This window comes from Methylibium rhizosphaerae (assembly GCF_006386545.1).
Classification (GTDB): Bacteria; Pseudomonadota; Gammaproteobacteria; order Burkholderiales; family Burkholderiaceae_C; genus Pseudorivibacter; species Pseudorivibacter rhizosphaerae.
The window spans coordinates 1-890 of the sequence record NZ_SWAR01000161.1; the positions used below are offsets into that span (position 1 = coordinate 1).

Consider the following 890-nt stretch of genomic DNA (forward strand, 5'->3'; position numbering starts at 1 on the left):
GGCACTTGCACATACGACGTACAGGCTATGGGGCTTTGACTCAACAGGGGCGCACCAGCCGAAGTCTTCGGCAATGACCTGTCCGACCGCAAAGCCCCTCATGCGAAGCTGCTGCGCCAGCCACTGCGCCAGAGCCTTACCAAACAGGCCAGGATTGGTGTGGCTGTCTTCGCCGGGCTCAACGGCAAACGACGAAGAATGGAACTCAAGCAGCGAGCTTTTCCTCATGATGCCCAACGTTCGACGTAAGGGGCTGGCCGCAGGCCAGTCCCCTTGACGGAGGGGTTAGGCATCGCCCGCCTTGCCAGACGAGTTGCTGGGTGACTCAGGATAGCCTCGACCGACATAGGAATGCTGAACAACCCCTGGCGCGGAGGCGGGCCCAGAGGGCATGGGAAAGGCGACATTGGGCTTCCGCAGGAGAAACGCGTCAATGATGAACCGAACGAGCTTGCGGTCGTATTCGGTATCGGTCGCCTTGTACTGCGACGGATCGCGATTGACCCAAGACTCGACGACCCGGACTCCAGCTGGAGAGCCATCGAGCCGTAGCGCGTAGATGAATGCTCCCGTCCAGCTGCGGTGGAATCGCAGCCACCCGTCCTCATAGTAGACAAACCATTTGTCTTCCATCTGCTCGGGCACCAAGCCTAGGAACAGTTGCTCAGCTTCTGCGTCCGTGAAGAGTGCTTGAAAGGCGAGATCGGCGCGATCCGCTGGCGCAGGCAAATGATTCCAGGACTTCGGAGTGGCGCGCATGTTGAGATGCCTAAGGAGACGCTGATCAATTCGCCGAACCCGGCACGACACATGCATGCGTGAGTGCACCGAACCTCAGCCCTGAACGACCATGTCTCAACGCAGCTTTGCCAGCGCCGAGTACGCGATGA

At 59.7% G+C, this 890-nt stretch carries 1 protein-coding gene and 1 pseudogene; both read right to left on the reverse strand.

The genetic code is table 11. The features are described 5' to 3' along the window. A pseudogene (locus E8D38_RS28720) lies at nucleotides 1–228 on the reverse strand (hypothetical protein); the annotation flags it as partial. Between the two features lie 57 nt (nucleotides 229–285). Continuing rightward, entirely contained in the window at nucleotides 286–759 is a 474-nt protein-coding gene (locus E8D38_RS27915) for a hypothetical protein (RefSeq protein WP_219851893.1), read from the reverse strand. Between the last annotated feature and the right edge of the window lie 131 nt (nucleotides 760–890).